Genomic DNA, 16499 nt, shown 5'->3' on the forward strand with positions numbered 1-16499 from the left:
CCCACCACGGCGTGGCGATGGTGCTGCGCGCGGCCTCGCGATGGGGAACGGATGGGCCCGCGCGGTAAGCGTGATCAACTCCAGAGCGAAGTAGCCCCAGGTGCGGCAGCGGCAGCGGCAGCGCCTGGATCAGGAAGCCGGAACCTGCGTAGGCCGCCGCGCCACATACTAGTGCACTGACGCATTCAAAAGGCACAGCGTGTGATACGAATTCGCTCGTAATGTTAGGCGGTTAGCGAGCGAGCACGTGGTGCAATCTTCGACGTCGATGCACTAGGGCGACATCAGAGACGCTAGTTCGGTAAGAAGCCAAGCGAGAAGACCAGTGGCCGAAGCTTCGCAGATAGCTCGGTATATGCGACTTTGTATGGCCCGAAGTCAGTCCACTCGGTATCGCTGTAGGCATCGAGTGCACGCCGAATCTGATACCACCCGGCATCAGGGCGACCGAGCTTGTACTCGTCTTGGATCTTACGTGGAAATTTCGTGGCATGGAACCGCGACCATATTCTGCGACCTTCGTTTAGTACCGCCTGTGCTTCGGAGGAAAATGTAATGCCAGCAACGTATTGGCTCATGAAGTCACTTTCAAACCGGCCAACCGCGCCGACCTCCGCTTCGGTGAAGGGAACGAAATGATTTGTGAGAGACCAGTCACGACCAATCCAATGTATTCCATCGGCTCCGGCGGTTAGATTATGGCCACTGAAAAGCATCCAAATGAGACAATCCGCCTTGAACTCGTCTGTCAACGGTTGAGAGGGCTGCAAGAATTGATCTCTATCGTTCAGCCATGTCGGTTTAGTCAGCCGGCGGACAGAAAAAACGACTCCTACATTCGGCAAATTTTCCGGCGTTATAAAAACACCTCCGCCATTCCTTCCGGTGTAAATGGAAGAAGTTATACAAGTTCCTGTACCCGCATTCTGCACATCATTGTTGCCCGCGAACAAATGCCCGATCGCTCCTTCACAAGAATTTTTCTTTCTTGGATTTCTAGATACAGTAATCGCATTGGAAAGTGGAAGAGCAAGATCTCCGCTGGCCTTTGGTGCAGGAATCCATGCGTTAAGCATAGTCGTTTTGGGTCGAGCCGCATAAGCTTTTTCCCCGACCAACGAGCCATTATGATCCAAAGCAACTGTCATAACATCAGATATAGGTTCATTACAGCTTTGGTCCCAGATCAAGAAACCAATCGGAAAGTCACCATTTAGACCGTCGAACGCACGACTATGTACAACGAACCCTTCTAAGTATTTTGCGAGCCAAAATCGTCGAAATGGCTCGAAGTTTGGCGCATTGACGTACTTAAGTGTACTAAAGAGCGCAAGCTTTGCACTCGGAAGCTCGTGGCGAATACGGACTAGGAACTGCGTAAACAACTCTTTGCTGGCATAGCCGAGATCTAACTCGCGCATCCATAGATTGATTCTAGTTTTTTCTACGCCAATCTTATTTTCATCACCCTTCGCTGTCCCTGAACCGGACTCTGCATAAGGTGGATTGATCAGCACCAGAACAGGCTTCGCACCCTTCTTGCCTTCCTTGGCATCAGAGATCGCTTTTCGCAGCGCCATTGGAAGCTTATTTGAGAGGGTATAGTCGATTCCTCCGAAATCGGTGACGTCATCGTTCAAATAATCGTACTGAAATATTTCCGCTCCAGCAAAGGCTGGGTTCGATCTCATGATCGTCACATCAGCTTGATCCAGCGTGGACATAAAAACGTTGCGCAGATTGCTGTGCTTAGCCTCTAGATTGCCAACTCCTGCACACATGTCCCAGACTAAAAAGCGATTTTGCCAGTCTTCTCCTAGCGTCGCACGCAACTGATCGTATGCTTTATCAACGATATGAAGTGGTGTATAAAACGCACCCTTAAATTTCTGTTCATCCACCGGGAGGAGACTGTCCCGACGTTCCAGCAGATAATGGCGGTGTTTGCTTTCTGGCGGACGGTGGTAAATCGCCCAAAAGTTTTTATAGCCGCGCTGGGATGCCAATTCGTAAGTCTGACCTCGCAGAAAAAATTTTGGTCCGTCAGCAGTAACGAATAAGCGAGCTTCTAACGTGTTGATCATTTCTCTTTCGCCATCATGCATGATGTCGGCGAAAAATAGAACAGCATAGTCAGCTTCCCTCTGGACGCCCATCTCGTCGCCGATCAAGACCTTCCAGCGGTCGAACACCTGACGCAGGTTGTCGGGGGTGATCGGCGTACGGATGATCCGGCGTTCTCGAATTGCTTCCTTTAGGGCGCTTATGAACGCGGCTTCATCGTGCGCAATAGTATATTCAACGATATGCGCTTGAACATAGGGCGCAATCTGTGCTGCGAGTTCCTTACCCGCCTGCGAGCCTGATTTTGGCCAGAGGATTGCTTTATCGTCGAGTAGAGGTAGTGCCTTTTCGGTCGGCATTATCGCCGCCTTATCGCGGTCGATGACAGCTAGGAATGCGGGAATCGCCTCGCCTCGCTTTCTTGCCGCTCGAATATAGAAAAGCAACTGTCCAAACATCACTATTGAAGGTGTTGGCGCGTCTTTTGCCTCAAACCAGACCTCCTCGGTCTGGATATCGACCAGACCTTTGAAGTATGACTTTAGGCCAAGCGCCTTGATGTAGGCGTCTTTCACATCTTCTTCTGTTCGCGCACGCGCAAGATCGCTTATTAAGCTCATGAAACAGATGCTCGAAAATCGTGATAGCCACACGGATTCATAGACCGAGCGGCGCATCACCGTCCAGCGGACCAGCCGCAGAATCTTGTCGGTTCGATGTTTGATATCGTACGAGATGAGTTTCCGAGCGGCCTCAAGAGCATGCTGGGTGCAAATCAGGTCTAACAGCGCCTATGCGTGGGCCTGATCGGCGTCCCTACTGGCAGCATCTAGGTAGGCTGCGAGATCGGCATCGAAGCTAGCCAGCGCACCCGCATTGTCCGTACTGCCGACCGCCACCATGCTTCGCCTCCGCACAAGAACGAGACAGGAACGTAGCGTCAGAGAGGCGGTGTCAAACCGTCTGATCGGGCATCTCGAAATGCGTGCCGGCAACCTGTCATTCACTACTCGCGGAGTCCGCCTGAGCGCTCAACGAGGGGTGCATTCAAGGCGCATTTAGAATGCGATTCGATGCTTGCTCACAGAAGCCGCAGCGGACGAACGAGCACTATTGTCGTGGTGTATAACCATGTCAGCTAAGGCGTATTGTTCAGGATCTGTCAGCGTCAGCGCGATCTTTGGCTGCTGATGCCAGAAGCTCATCAACTTCAGCGTGCGTCTTTATTAGATCAAGCCGAATTTGCTCAAGCTCAAGATCCTCCCTCTCGTTCCCGTACATTGCTTGGAGCAAATCCTCGCTATCGTTCACCCCCTGTCGAGATAGAGCATCTTTAAGCTCCGCAAAAAACGCCGCTGTCATCTTCCCGGGATCGATGTATCTAGAAATGAATTGTGAGGCTTTCATTTTTCTCTCTTGCGTTCGCGTTGACCACATTGAACTGGCCACTCCAAGTTCAAGGGTATTTATCCCGCCAGAAATCCCGCTCCATTAATAAATAATACCATGTACGGTTATCAAATTATACGAACGTTTGAACGATTGCACGCTCTGGGGCTGACTAACTCCAGAACTTCGTTCTCTGTCTGCTGGTGCGAAAAATCACGCGATCTCCTGAGGGATTACGGTCGTCGGGATGGAGCCACTGCCCGGGTAAGCCCTCGGGTCGTGGCCCGACTCAGACAACGATTGGCAGAGGCCGCCATCCTCGTTCCCGAAGATTTAGCTGCCCAGCTTCGTGAGATCGACGCAGCGATCGTGCGTGACATCCACGTCGCCGATCTTCTCGGCCGGAGGGCAGTCGGATGATTATGTTCCGGGTTACAAAGCTGGTTGCGAACAAATATCTTGGTTCGTTCCTACAGGCGCTGAACGCAAACGGTGATGGGTTCATAGCGCGCGAAACGCGCGTCGATTCAGATCATTTGCTGTTATGTGTCGTCTGCGCTGATCGTGATCTTGTACGATGCGTGAGGTGCTGGGAGCCCCCATCTAGTGATTCGGGGATCGACGCTCAGCGCACCTGCGAGAGATCCTGATTTGGGCATCGCACGAATCCACCTCTCTCCCATCCTAAGCTCGATCCCGTAGTTGTGTTCAGGCCCGCGAATTTGGATGTCTCTCGCGAGAATTCTGCGCGGCCCTACTGGCCCATCTCGGACCCGACCTGCTCACCGGCGGCGAACCCTACGCTGCCGTCACCGCTGATCCTTTGGTCTCGGCTCCCGGATCGATCACCCAGGGCTTGCGCCAGCGACTCCGTGTGTCGCCCGCATCGAATGTCCGGCGTCGTGATGGCGTGTACGGCTGGGGGTATTGACGAGCCGAACGGATCGACCTTGATCGGCGGCGGCGGCGGCGGCGGCGGCGGCGGCGGCGGCGGCGGCGGCACGAGCGCGAGCTTCGTGGCTCTAGCAGTCGCCGGTAGCGGGAAGCGTCTGGCTCTGCCCTTCATTAGTTCGCTCTGGCGTTGGGCCGGACGGTTTCGGCCGGAGCTACCGGATCTTAAGCTGAGACGCTGGCTCAGTACGTAGATTCCACCATGGGGTTTTTGGTGCTGCCAACCTGAACGTGAGGCTCGTCTACCGCCTGACCGGCTACGGGGGCTTCCCGGGGTCGGTCTGGCGGGCGGCTGACCACAAGAGCCGCTTCGCCGTCCTGCTGCATCACCACACCCATGGCAGGATGTGGGAGTACGAGACTGGCCTCGCTACGCCGAAGCGGCCCCTCCCCCGCAGTTCGCCCTCACTCGCCGGGCTGCGCTCAGGGTGATTCTCCGCGAGGTGCATCTGCGAACGACGGGCCTGAACCGGAGCGTCCTGATCAAGCGGGCCATGAGGTGGTCCGCGAACCTCGACGTCCACACCTCAGCGACCATGATCTAGATGGGGCTCAAGCACCCCGAGCTACGCCGACGCTGGCAGGACATGCACCACCCGGTCTGCTTCACCCACTCCGAGAAGCTGGACGAGTTCGAGCTTCAGGAGTGGGCGGACGAGCGTGGCGTGATCGTCCACCGGGAGGTGAGCTACGCGCTCCGCCGAGAGCGTTGGTCCTCGGCGGGTCGCAATGGTCAGCGGGGCTGGTACGCCCTCACCGACGTGCTCGACTGCCCCGACGAGGCGAAGCAGTTCGAAGCGCGACTACGCTAGACGTGACGGGCGGGCGAGGCGGCTGAGGTCCGGGCTGCCACGTCCCCACGATCGGGAGAGATTCTTTCTCCTCGTCGCTGTCGCCAACCCGGCGGTGGAACGCCTTGAATGTCGCGCACTCGATGACGTCGCTCGCTTGATGAGTGATCGCGCGGTGCTCAAGTCGCTGAAGTCCGGCACCTTGCCCCGTTAGATCGAACCGATGCGGGACATCGGCCGGGTGCTGCCGATTCAGATCGCCCCTAGCAAGGAGCGGATGTTCGACACCCTTCAGTACACCGTAGGTAAGATCGGCGACCGGGTGTCCATTGCCCTGCCGTCTGCGGTCTGCGCGGCCATGAGGGCCAGATACGGGCCTCCTAGCGCGATCTTCGGTGCGATCCCTGAGCATCTGCGCGTCCGGACTAGCTTGATGAACAGATTCTTCGCGTCAAGATCATGAGTTTCCGGGGTTACGGGTGTGTTCTGCCGACACAGACGCCTTCTTCCATGCCTGCTCGACTGTTTCGGCTTTTCCTCGTGCGACATCCCTCTCGTAGGTTTCAATCAACTCTTGAGCTAATTCCCTGCTGCTGACCGCGGTTTTCAGTAGCGGTTTATAGTCAAAATTCTCTCCGCGTCTCTTCACTTCGTAGTTCAGATCGACGATCACACCGTTCAATATCCCACGTATGATCTCAAGGAATCTGAAACGTTCGGTAGTATCGCTTAATATTTTGCCAGGGTCTTTTGCGAATTTAGCTCCGATTGCATCTTTGCGAAGTATCTGTGCAACCACATCTAGCAAAAAGAACCGCGTAAGTGTATAATTCGCGAACGGCTGATTATCAATTTGTCCTAGCTGCCCCCTTATGGACTGCATGATCATATGCATGAATATGATGCGCTTTGCGCTTACTTCGGGTCTACCAAATATTCTTGTATAATATTCATCAAATACTTTGTAAATTTGATGGCAGTACCACGATTCGCCCAAATCAAACGCCAGTAATAAACGGCCGGCCTCTTCATTACTGATTACATTTTTTCCTCCGTTGTCCTCTCCTCTTTTCACCTCAAATACATAGTCTTCGAAACTCAGCTTTTCGAACTCACGTTTAAGACGAACTTGTATTTGATGGTTTGATCTTAGGTCTCTTGGCTTGATCGCATTTTGATTGTTGCTAATCAATGTAATTTGCTTAGAGAGATCCTCGTTCCCACTAACTTCAATCACGCGCAGTAGAAATCTAAGATCTGAGGTGATTTCATTCCGACTATGATATAAAGCAGTCAAGCTTTGCGCACCATTAACAACGACAAAATTTTCTACATCGATCTTGCCATCTCGATAATTCGCGCTATCACACAGGAGTGTAATTCCGTTATGGAATAACGGAAATTTCTTGTGTTCATCCTTCGAGCGTATCGTCTTCGAAATAGCCCTATTAACTTCCGTATTTCCAAGGCTGAGCCTAACGTTCTGTGAGAAAAGCTGGCCGTCAGAGATCCCGGGCAACTTCGAAAGTTCTACTGCTTGAGCCGCAAAAAGATAGAGCTTTGCAAGGTCTGTTACGGCCAACTCAAGAGGGGCTTGCTCGCAATCAAATGAGAATTTGCTTTTTACACCACTTGCTAGCGAAAGATCAATGAATTCAGACGAAATCTTCTGTTTATCATGAAGCCTTATATGTGGATGAACAGAAAGATATTGCAGTGCATTCTCGTCGGGGTTTTGGTTGCAGACAAAAACGCCACGTAGAGTGTAGCCCTTCGAAAGCTTATCACTAAGTTGTTTGGACGCAATCAATTTTTTCAGTTCTGAATTTGCATTTCCCGCCAGTATTGCGTCGATTTTTTCAACAGTATCAAACTGCGCTATAGAGCCGCTGAACTCTTTCAGAGCAGTGTCTCCAAGCGTAGCAATTGGATTTTGTTTTATTTTTGTCTGAAAGAATATAATTTCTTCTGAATAATCATCAACGTAAATCCCGTCGATGCCCTTGTCATTTGAAGTATCGCAGATCGAGTCTTGCGCTTCGACATCATCAAGTCGGAAGATGTGCTCAAGAAACCAGTCCAAAAATGCGGCTGACTCCGGCAGACCTTTGGCAACGTAGGGCGCTATGATCTTTGTAAGATTGTTGTATTCCAGATCAGCAGCGTTCATAACTTTTTTCTCCTGCCTGCCCAAGGCCGGTCAGAGCGATACATCATATGGTATAGGTAGCCGAAGGATCGCTGCAAGAGAATAGATGTGTCCGGGGCCAATTCGGCGAATCCAGCATCCACGGTGGCACGGGTGATCCTTATCCTCTCGCGGCTGGAATGGGTTGAATCGTCTGGCCTCGGCCCATGTGACGTTCACCTTTGCGATGACTCACGTAGCCCAAGTTGGAGCCCACGTAAGTTTATACATCACCGCTCCCTGGATACTGTCGATGCGGACTGAGTCTCCCATGCGCTGAACCTTCACCTGCGTTTGTTCGGACCAGTCACGCAGATCGGTCTCGGCGGTATCGTAGTGTGGCATGATCACACCTGCCACATCTCCAGCACCGGAGAAGATGAAGTGGGTGTTGCCGGTTTTCACCCGCACCTCGTGGCGGACCGGGTCACAGACCATCTCGGTGATTGCGTCCGCCAGCACTTGCGAGAGGCGAGCGCGCAGCCGGTAACGCTCTTCCCCGCTCGCCTTATCGAGCTTATCGCGCAGCCGCTGAAGGTCCGCGGCGAGATCCGGCGGAGTGCCATTCAGTCGGTCGAGATCATCCTTGAGCGTGCTCACCTCCGCCCTGAGCGCTACAATCTCAGATGAACGCGCGTTGATCAGGGCCATTAGACTATTGAAAGAATCAGGATTCGCCAAACCCAAGGCCGCCGTAAAGTTTTGGTGTGCTTTCTCGGCCTGCTCGATCTTGTATTCCACGTCACCGATTGCCTTTATCAGATGCATGACCTGCATCGAGTTTGCCTTATCGTGGACGATTCGCCCAAGATCTACATCAACGTGGCGAAGTACGGCGTCCTCAATGAGATCGCTGCGGAAATTTCGTGGGGCATCGCACGCTTTTAAGCGGGCCTTCTTCGAGCATACAAGATAACCGAACTTCTGCTTCCCCTTCTTCTGCGACGAGATTAGAGTCATTGACGAGCCACAAAGATCGCAGCGACAACGCCCGGTAAACAAGTTGGTAAAATGCTTGCCTTTCGGTCCGGGCGCATTCTTCGGCAGGATCTCCCGCTGCACCTTCAAGAAATCGGCCTTGTCGATCACGTTAGGGAAGTGCCCCTCGATTGGATCTCCGGCCGGTACTTCTTTGCCATCCACGAGCCGCATCGGCTGCCACGTGCCGACTACCGCCTCATTGCGCAGAATCTTGCTGACGTAGCTCGACTGCCACGCAGCCGATCCCCCGAAGGTTGCAACGCTCTCCTGATTGAGGTTGAGTGCGATCCGGTACGAGCCCATCCCGGCCAGTGCGAGGGAGAAGATGCGCTCGATGACCCGGCTCCGCTCCGTGTTCTTCTCCCACCCGGTTTCCGTCCACGTGAGCCACGCCGGTCCGGTCCGCGAGTACGGTGCACCGCCCTTCGCCCTCCGTCGCCGCTCTTCGCTCGCCTCCAACGAACGAACGGACTTGGTCGCCGAGTCGTTGTGGCTCCGTTGCATGTAGTTGATCAGATCCGAAATCCGCCCCGGATGCCGGATCAGGGTGTCCTCTGACAGGACCCAGCCGAGATCGAAGAGCACCACGAAGATGCGCAGCCGCAGCAACTCGCGGATCAGATCGTAGGCGAGGAACGGCGGCTCGCGCGATAATCTGTCTACGTTCTCGACGAACAGCACCGAGCAGGGTGGCAACTGACCCGATCGCACCCGTTCGATGTACCCGGCCAGCGCACCCCGTCTGCTGTTGGCCCCGCGATAAGCCGAAACGCCGATGTCCCGGATGGGGTCTTCGAGCCGTCCCCCGTACCGTTCTACCCAGGCTGTGGCTGCGGCTAACTGCCGCCGCAGCGAGCCGCCCTTCAACTGCTTCAGGGTGCTCATTCGAGCGTAATCGGAGACGATCCGATTCGGATCGTAGGGTAGTTCGAGGGCGTCGAGGTTCGGGGTCATGGGGCAGAAAACTCTATCACTGCCGTGGTTTATACCGATTCAGTCTTGTCTTTGCAAACGGTCAGGCCGCTCGATGCCGTGGACGTAAAGCCCATGGCGCGGCGCCAGCCCGTCGAGGGCGGTCATCAGGTCGGTGCGCACGTCCGGGTCGGCATTCTCCTGGATCGTCAGCGACGCCGAGGTGTGGCGGCAGAACACCGTGAGCAGACCGTGGCGCAAGCCCGCCTCGCGCACGAAGCCGGCCGCCGCCTCGGTGATCTCGGTGAAGCCCTGGCCCCTGGTGTCGATCACGAGGCGGCCGGTGGCCTGGCGGGTCACCGGACCCTCGGCGATGATCTCGACGCGTCTCATCCGGCGATCTCCCGTCCGGGGTGAACCTCTTTCTCGCCGCGGGCCAGGATGCGCTCCAGCGCCTCGATCCGGTCGGCCTCGGCCGGCGGCTTGTCCCAGCGGATCCGGCTGACGCGGGGAAACCGCATCGCCACGCCCGACTTGTGCCGGGTCGAGCGCTGCACGCCTTCGAAGGCGATCTCCAGCACCAGCCCCTTCCCCACCCCGTATTCCACCTCCCGCACCGGGCCGAAGCGCTTGGTGGTGTGGTTGCGGACGTAGCGGTCGAGCTTGGCCAGTTCCTCGTCGGTGAAGCCGTGATAGGCCTTGCCCACCGGCACCAGCTCCTCGGCCCCGTCCGGCGCCTCGCGCCAGACCCCGAACGTGTAGTCGGAATAGAACGACGAGCGCTTCCCGTGGCCGCGCTGGGCGTACATCATCACCGCATCGACGAGGTAGGGCTCGCGCTTCCACTTCCACCACGGCCCTTTGGGCCGGCCGGGCTGGTAGGGGCTGGTGAGGCGCTTCAGCATCACGCCCTCGATCGCGTCCGCATCCGGCCCGGCGCCGACGGAGGCCGGATCGGCCCGGGCCGCGGCCAGCGCCTCCCAGTCGGCGAAGGGTACGAGCGGCGAGAGATCGATGCGGGCGTGATCCAGCCCGGCGACGAAGGCCTCCAGCCGCGCCCGGCGCTCGGCGAAGGGCAGCGGCCGCAGGTCCTCCCCGTCCTCGGCCAGGAGGTCGTAGGCGCGGACATGAGCCGGGAAGTCCTGCAGGAGCTTGCCGGTCACCGCCTTCCGGTTGAGGCGCTGCTGGAGCACGTTGAAGCTCTGCACCCGTTCCTCGCGCAGGATCAGCAATTCGCCGTCGACGGCGCCCGAGAAGGTGATCGCCTCGGCGAGGTCCGGGAAGGCGCCGGAAATGTCCTCGCCGGTGCGTGAATAGATTTTCTGGACTTGCCTGCCGTCGCGGTCGCGCCCGCCGGCGAGCTGGACCCGGATGCCGTCCCATTTCCACTCGGCCGAGAACGCCTCCGGCTCGAGCTTTTCGAGATCCGCTTCCTCCTCGATCGGATGCGACAGCATGGCTGGGCGGAACGGCGCCGGGTTGACCGATTCCGGCGGGCCGGCCCGGCCCTCGACCCAGGCGAACAGCTCGGGGTACGGCGCCTCCAGCCCGTGCCAGACCTCCTCGACCGCATCGGCCTCGTGCCCGCCGAGGCTCGCCACCGCGGTCTTGGCGAGCCGGGCCGAGACGCCGACCCGCAATTCGCCGGTGATGAGCTTGAGGAGCGCCCAGCGCCCGGTCTCGTCGAGGGCGTCGAGCCAGGAAGCGAGCCGCGCCGGCAGTTCGCCCTTGCCGATGGTGCCCAACGCCTCCACCACCTCCGACAGGGTCGGCACCGGCGGGTTGTTGTGGCCTGGCCCCGGCGCATCGCCCCTCCCTGGCCAGATCAGCGCCGTCGATTCCGCGAGGTCGCCGACATAATTGTGCGACAGCCGGAACAGCACCGGATCGACCCGTTCCTCGACGAGGCCGCGGATCAAGCCGGGCTTGGCTTCGCGAAAACTCAAGGAGCCGGTCATGGCGGCGAGCGCGTAGCCGCGATCCGGATCGGCGGTATGGCGGAAGAACTCCTGGAGCAGGCGCAGCTTGGCATTGCGGCGCGGCTCGTAGGCCAGGCGGTCGAGGAGACGGGCGAAGTCGTTCACGCGGCCGTCTCCGCAGCTTGCGGCTTGGCGTCGGGTTCCGGCTCCGCCTCGCCCTCGTCGCCGTAGCCCAGCATGTGCAGGGGCTTGGCCCGGATCCCTTGCGTGCCGCACCAGTGCACCAGGGCATCCTCCTGGCCGTGGGTGACCCAGACCTCGCCGGCCCCCGTCTCCTTGATGGTGCGGCAGAGGTCGTCCCAGTCCGAATGGTCGGAGATGACGAGCGGCAGCTCGACGCCCTTCTGGCGGGCGCGCGCCCGCACCCGCATCCAGCCGGAGGCGAAGCCGGTGACCGGATCGGGGAACTTGCGCGACCACAGGTCCTGGATCGCGGAGGGCGGGCAGATCACGATCCTGCCGCCGAGCTTCGGCCGCTCCGCCGCCACGACCTTGACCGTCTCACCGAGCGGGATGCCCTCGCGCCGGTAGAGATCCGTCAGCTTCTCCATCGCACCGTGCAGATAGATCGGATCCGAGAAGCCTTCCTCCCGCAGCAGCGCCATCACCCTTTGCGCCTTGCCGAGCGCGTAGGCGCCGACGATGTGGGTGCGCTCGGGGAAGAGCCGCACCGAATCGAGCAGCTTGCGCACCTCGTCGCGGGCGACCGGATGGCGGAAGACCGGGAGGCCGAAGGTCGCCTCGGTGATGAACACGTCGCAGGGCACGACCTCGAACGCTGAGCAGGTCGGGTCGCGCGCCCGCTTGTAGTCGCCCGAAGCGACGATCCGGCAGCCGCCCTGCTCGATGGCGACCTGCGCCGAGCCCAGCACGTGGCCGGCGGGATGGAAGCGCACCGTGACGCCGCCCATCCGGATCGCCTCGCCGGGCCGCGCTTCCTGGCGGGTCGTGCAAAAATCCTCGCCATAGCGCACCGCCATGATGCGCAGGGTCTCCGGGGTCGCCAGCACCGCACCGTGCCCGGCCCGCGCATGGTCGGCATGGCCGTGGGTGATGAGCGCGCGCGGCACCGGGCGGACCGGATCGACGTGGAAGTCGCCGGGCGGGCAATACAGCCCCTCGCGGGTCAGGGTGAGGAGATCGGTGGGGCGCGGCGCCATTCGTCCTCGTTGCGCGGTGAGGCCTCTTCCCGGGACCGGGGCCGGGTATATAGGCGGCCCGGACGGTTCGTCCCTCCCCCGCCGCTTCGCCCGAAGGCCCCTCAGCGATGCCCGCCCCCGCCCGCTCCTCCGGCGACCTCCTCGCCGACCGCCGCTATGCCTGGGCCGAAGCCGCCCTGGCCGAGGGCGATGCGCAGGCCGCCGCCGACCTCGCGGGCCAGGTGCTGGAACGGGTGCCCGGCTACGGCCCGGCCTGGCTGCTCATCGGCCGCGCCCGCGCCGCCGATCCGGCTCTGCGGGCAGGGGCCGCGGAAGCGTTCCGGGCCGCCCTCGCCCTCGATCCGGAGGATGCGTTGGGCGCCCGCCTGCATCTGGCGGAACTCGGCGAGACGGCCGAGGACGCGATCTCGCCGGCCTATATCCGCGCCCTGTTCGACGGCTATGCCGGCCGCTTCGAGCGCCATCTGGTCGAGGGGCTCGGCTATTGCGGCCCGGCGCTGATCCGCACGGCCCTGGAGCGCCTGCGGGGCCCCGACCTGTTCTTCTCGCGCGTCCTCGATCTCGGCTGCGGCACTGGCCTGATGGCGCGCGCGCTGGAGGGAATCGCCGGGTCGCTCGCCGGCATCGATCTCTCGCCCCGGATGCTGGCCGAGGCCCGGCGCACCGGCCTCTATGCCCGCCTGCACGAGGGCGACCTGCGGGATTTCTTAGGGGCAGAGCCGCCCGCGAGCGCCGACCTCGCGGTGGCGGCCGACGTGTTCATCTACCTGCGCGAGATCGGCCCGGTCCTCACGGAGGCGGCCCGGGTGCTGGCGGCCGGCGGGCTGTTCGCCTTCACGGTGCAGGGGCATCCGGGCGAGCGCGGCGCCGTGCTCGGGGCCGATGGGCGCTACGCCCACGGCGTCGCGACCCTGCGCGAGGCGGCGGAGACGGCCGGGCTCGCCGTCGCGCTGCTGGAGCCGGCGGAGATCCGGCGCCAGAACGGCGCCGGGGTGCCGGGATGGCTCGCGGTGCTGGCGCGCTGAGCCGGAGCCAAGGAGCGGGAGAGCCAAGAGCCCGGCACGGGCGTGGGCCAGCCGATGCCCCGATGCAGCACTGCCTCAGAGCATTTTCCGACGGGGTGGATACCGGCTAGTCGTAGAAAATGCTGCGAAATCAAGAATCCTAGAGAGATTCGCGATGGCAACGCCATCGCGAGGCGCTCTGGCCCCTTGGCGGAACGAATCCCGGCCGCATTTGCCTCGCGCCGGCATTTCCGCCCATCCGGGGCGAGACCGGACCATGCGCGAAGGACCAAGGATGCTGACCCTGCGCCAGATCGAGGTCGCCCGCGCCGTGATGGTGACCGGGACCATCGCGGGTGCGGCGAGGCTCCTCAATGTCTCCGCGCCGGGCATCAGCCGGCTGATGAAGTACACCGAGGCCTCGCTCGGCTTCCGCCTGTTCGACCGGCGGGGCGGACGCCTGGTGCCGTCCGAGCAGGCGCGCCACGTCTTCGCGCAGATCAACGCCGTCTTCGACAAGATCGAGGACCTGCGCTTCGTCCTGGAGCGCACGCAAGGCGGCGCGGGCCAGGAATTGTCGATCGGCTCGGTGCCGTCGATCTCGCACGTGATGGTGCCCCGCGCGATCGAGCGGGTGCGGGCGGCCTATCCGCACCTCGTCATCGACATCAACATCCTCAAGCTCGAGGAGGCGATCGACTACCTGCTGCTGGGCAAGGGCGAGGTGGTGGCGATGAGCTACCGCCTCGATCACCCGGCCCTGACCTTCGAGCCGCTCGCCCGCGGCGGCCTGTTCTGCATCGTGCCGCTCGACCATCCGCTCGCGGGCCGCTCCTCGATCTCGGCCGAGGAGATCGTGCGCCATCCCCTGATCGGCATCGACCCGAACGACCCCTACGGCCGGATCATGTCCGACATTTTTCGCGCCCGCGGCCTGTCATACGGGATCACCATCCGGGCCCGGTTCGGCTCGACGGTGTGCTCGCTGGTGCGGGCGGGCCTCGGCATCGCGGTGATCGACCAGTTCACCATCGCGTACGACGCCGTCCCGGGCATCCGCGTGCTGCCGATCGAGGAGGGGCCGGTCTTCGAGACCTGGATCGCCATGAAGGCCGGCACCGCCCTCAGCATGTTTGCCGGAAGCTTCGTGCGCTTCCTGCGGGAGGAGATGGCGCGACCGGGACAGGTGCGGCCCGGACCGTGACGTGCGGCCCGGAGCATCCGGCTCGCCCCAGGCGACGATGATTGCTGCGGATTTCAGGCGCATCGGCGCCGCGCCTGCTTGCGCAATATCTCCAGATCGCAGGCGACGGCGAACCCCATCGCACGCTTGATCCAGGGCAACAGTGCAGTGCCGTTCATGGCAAACGCGACTTCGACCAGCCCGGTATCGCCGTAGGCTCGCCTGACGGCGTCGCGCACCTCCGGCGCATCGTCGCGCCGCCCGTCGACCGCGTCCGCCAAGGTCGCGACGGCGGCAATGTCCTCGGGAAGATCCTGATAATTTCCGGAAACGATTCGATCGACGATGGCGCCGTCGATTCCTGCGCCGAGGGCAAGGTTGATCTCGGCCGCGACGCACGTGCCGCAATCCGCCGCGATCGCACCGCGGAGACGAGCGGCGTGATACGCCCGAGCCGGCACCTTCGTGTTGGGATCGAGAAATCCAAAAATCTTGTTGTAACGCCTGAGCAGGCCAAGATCGATTTGCGCAATTCTGCGGACGTAATCGAAACCGACACCAACGCGCCGTTCCGCCCGACCGATGAGGCAGATGGCGATCTTGGTAAGCAGCATGGGAGTGCGGCTTCTGCAAGAGATGACCGAGTGCCGCCTGTCGCGGCACTCAATCGTCGAGTGGCACGACTCCCCATGGACTTTTGTGACAAGGACGCCGGAAGGTGGGAGTCGGCATTCTCGGCGATGCGCACACCGCAGTGTCGCGCCCATCGTCCCGGAAAGGCAGCCCCCGCATCGTTGATCCGATCGAGTTCCGAGGCCTCACCGTAACATGATGTTATGATCGGCATGCAACTTGGTACTCAGGATGCGAGCGCCATGGAGATATTGTGCAGCCCAGGGAGAGCTCGCCACGGGCGGGCGCACCATTGAGGGGCCGCACACCATGGCTCACGGACACGCCAGACCCATCCTGCTCGGCCTGATCGGCTCGCCGATCGCCCATTCGGCCTCGCCGGCGATGCACGAGGCCGCCGCCGAGGCGGTCGGCCTGCGGGCCCATTACCAGCTCATCGACGTTGCGAACGCCGACGACGCGCAGTTGCGCACCCTGCTCTCCGCCCTCGCCCCGATCGGATTTTCGGGCGTCAACGTCACCTTCCCCTACAAGGAACGGGTCCTGCCCGTCCTCGACGCCCTGTCGCCGGGGGCGCGTGCCGTCGGTGCCGTCAACACGATCGTGGTCCGGGACGGGCGGCTCATCGGCCACAACACCGACACGACCGGTTTCGCCCGCGCCCTCACCCAGGCCTTCGGGCCTGCACCCGAAGGCCCGGTGGCGCTGATCGGCGCCGGCGGCGTCGGCAAGGCGGTCGCGGTGGCGCTCGCCGGCCTGCCCGGCGTCGAGGTCCGGCTGGTCGATGCCGACCCGGCCAAGGCCGAGGCGGTGGCCGGCGCCCTCGCAGGACAGGCACCGGTGCGGGTCTGCCGCCGGGTCGAGGAGGCGGTCGAGGGCGCAAGCGGCATCGTCAACGGCACGCCGATCGGCATGCTGCCGGATCGCGGCACGCCGGTGCCCCTCGGCCTGCTCCATCCCGGCCTCTGGGTGGCCGATGCGGTCTACTCACCGCTCTGGACGCCCCTCCTGACCGAGGCGGCCCGGATCGGCGCCCGCACCATGACGGGACGCGAACTCGCCATTCATCAGGCCCTCGACGCCTTCGCGCTGTTCACCGGCCGCGAGGCGCCGGCCTCCGCCATGGAGCGGGCCTTCGACCGGGCGGTGGCACCGCTCGCCGCCTGAACCTTCGCCGCCCGATCCCTGGGAGCAAGCCCGGGGGCGCCCTTGCATTTCGGGGCCGGATATGGAAATGCGCAAACAGGCCTTGATTGATCTTTAC

At 61.0% G+C, this 16499-nt stretch carries 12 protein-coding genes and 1 pseudogene; 5 read left to right on the plus strand and 8 right to left on the minus strand.

Annotation, left to right across the window (positions count from 1 at the left end; all coding sequences use genetic code 11):
• Window positions 1-293: 293 nt before the first annotated feature.
• Both HBB12_RS27220 and HBB12_RS27225 read right to left on the minus strand, forming a co-directional pair.
• Window positions 294-2741, minus strand: a complete 2448-nt coding sequence (locus tag HBB12_RS27220) for a hypothetical protein (protein ID WP_236992221.1) — start codon at window positions 2739-2741, stop codon at window positions 294-296.
• Window positions 2742-3216: 475 nt separating this feature from the next.
• Window positions 3217-3471: a hypothetical protein gene (locus HBB12_RS27225; protein ID WP_236992222.1), complete on the minus strand. Its 255-nt coding sequence runs from the start codon at window positions 3469-3471 to the stop codon at window positions 3217-3219.
• Window positions 3472-4635: 1164 nt separating this feature from the next.
• Between HBB12_RS27225 and HBB12_RS27230 the strand changes: the two genes are divergently transcribed.
• Together HBB12_RS27230 and HBB12_RS27235 are read left to right on the plus strand one after the other, a co-directional pair.
• Window positions 4636-4836 (plus strand): hypothetical protein, encoded by a 201-nt coding sequence (locus tag HBB12_RS27230; RefSeq protein ID WP_236992223.1) that lies wholly within the window; start codon window positions 4636-4638, stop codon window positions 4834-4836.
• Window positions 4837-4949: 113 nt separating this feature from the next.
• Entirely contained in the window at window positions 4950-5216 is a 267-nt protein-coding gene (locus HBB12_RS27235; protein ID WP_236992224.1) for a hypothetical protein, read from the plus strand.
• Between the two features lie 436 nt (window positions 5217-5652).
• Here HBB12_RS27235 and HBB12_RS27240 read toward each other — a convergent pair whose 3' ends face one another.
• The 5 genes and pseudogenes from HBB12_RS27240 to HBB12_RS27260 form a co-directional block, all read right to left on the minus strand.
• Complete coding sequence (locus HBB12_RS27240; RefSeq protein WP_236992225.1) at window positions 5653-7365, minus strand: AIPR family protein; 1713 nt, start codon at window positions 7363-7365, stop codon at window positions 5653-5655.
• Window positions 7366-7575: 210 nt separating this feature from the next.
• The gene (locus HBB12_RS27245) at window positions 7576-9318 is read right to left on the minus strand and encodes a recombinase family protein (RefSeq protein WP_236992226.1); all 1743 of its coding nucleotides are present in this window, start codon (window positions 9316-9318) and stop codon (window positions 7576-7578) included.
• A gap of 60 nt (window positions 9319-9378) precedes the next feature.
• A pseudogene (locus HBB12_RS27250) lies at window positions 9379-9669 on the minus strand (YjbQ family protein); the annotation flags it as partial.
• Window positions 9666-11360: a cisplatin damage response ATP-dependent DNA ligase gene (locus HBB12_RS27255; protein ID WP_236992227.1), complete on the minus strand. Its 1695-nt coding sequence runs from the start codon at window positions 11358-11360 to the stop codon at window positions 9666-9668. The gene HBB12_RS27255 and the pseudogene HBB12_RS27250, both read right to left, overlap by 4 nt.
• Window positions 11357-12415, minus strand: a complete 1059-nt coding sequence (locus HBB12_RS27260) for a ligase-associated DNA damage response exonuclease (protein WP_236992228.1) — start codon at window positions 12413-12415, stop codon at window positions 11357-11359. The genes HBB12_RS27255 and HBB12_RS27260 overlap by 4 nt, the downstream gene beginning before the upstream one ends.
• Window positions 12416-12522: 107 nt before the next feature.
• Between HBB12_RS27260 and HBB12_RS27265 the strand changes: the two genes are divergently transcribed.
• Together HBB12_RS27265 and HBB12_RS27270 are read left to right on the plus strand one after the other, a co-directional pair.
• Window positions 12523-13440 (plus strand): class I SAM-dependent DNA methyltransferase, encoded by a 918-nt coding sequence (locus HBB12_RS27265; RefSeq protein ID WP_236992229.1) that lies wholly within the window; start codon window positions 12523-12525, stop codon window positions 13438-13440.
• 274 nt (window positions 13441-13714) lie between these two features.
• Window positions 13715-14623: a LysR family transcriptional regulator gene (locus HBB12_RS27270; protein ID WP_236992915.1), complete on the plus strand. Its 909-nt coding sequence runs from the start codon at window positions 13715-13717 to the stop codon at window positions 14621-14623.
• A 53-nt stretch (window positions 14624-14676) separates the two neighbouring features.
• On the opposite strand, the gene HBB12_RS27275 is transcribed toward HBB12_RS27270, so the two are convergent.
• A complete protein-coding gene (locus HBB12_RS27275) occupies window positions 14677-15216 on the minus strand; it encodes a carboxymuconolactone decarboxylase family protein (protein ID WP_236992230.1) in 540 nt (179 codons plus the stop codon).
• Between the two features lie 328 nt (window positions 15217-15544).
• Between HBB12_RS27275 and HBB12_RS27280 the strand changes: the two genes are divergently transcribed.
• Window positions 15545-16402: a shikimate dehydrogenase gene (locus tag HBB12_RS27280; protein ID WP_236992231.1), complete on the plus strand. Its 858-nt coding sequence runs from the start codon at window positions 15545-15547 to the stop codon at window positions 16400-16402.
• Window positions 16403-16499 lie beyond the last annotated feature (97 nt).

Source organism: Methylobacterium sp. SyP6R (assembly GCF_019216885.1).
In the GTDB taxonomy this organism is placed as follows: Bacteria; Pseudomonadota; Alphaproteobacteria; order Rhizobiales; family Beijerinckiaceae; genus Methylobacterium.